At 42.9% G+C, this 469-nt stretch carries 2 tRNA genes; both read left to right on the top strand.

From position 1 onward, the window contains the following. Positions 1-85 precede the first annotated feature (85 nt). Positions 86-162, top strand: a tRNA-Ile gene (locus tag V7R39_RS17760). Between the two features lie 43 nt (positions 163-205). Continuing rightward, a tRNA-Ala gene (locus tag V7R39_RS17755) sits at positions 206-281 on the top strand. Positions 282-469 lie beyond the last annotated feature (188 nt).

The raw sequence follows: 469 nt of genomic DNA, 5'->3' as shown, positions 1-469 counted from the left end.
TGCAGTGCCTACACAGATTGTTTTGTCTAGAAAATTAGAGAACACCAAAAGGTAGTACTCACTCTATACAGAGTATGAGCAAGTTAGGCTTGTAGCTCAGCTGGTTAGAGCGCACCCCTGATAAGGGTGAGGTCGGCAGTTCAAGTCTGCCCAAGCCTACCAACTTCTTCCGCATTTGCTTTGTCACCCGCGAAAGATTTTATATGGGGCTATAGCTCAGCTGGGAGAGCGCCTGATTTGCATTCAGGAGGTCAGCAGTTCGATCCTGCTTAGCTCCACCACTTCTAAATGCATTTATAAAGTGTATTTAAAAGTGGTTTTAACCACGATATGTTCTTTAACAATTTGGAAAGCTGATATTAATAGTAATCAATCAAAAGAGTAATTGAGAAGTCGAAAGACGCACTTTTTACTCTACTTGACTTGAATTGCTTGTTATCGACAACGCCGCAAGGCGGGTTAACCGGCA

The organism is Alteromonas sp. P256, from assembly GCF_036864455.1.
Lineage (GTDB): Bacteria > Pseudomonadota > Gammaproteobacteria > Enterobacterales > Alteromonadaceae > Alteromonas.
This window is presented reverse-complemented; position numbering and strand designations above follow the sequence as displayed.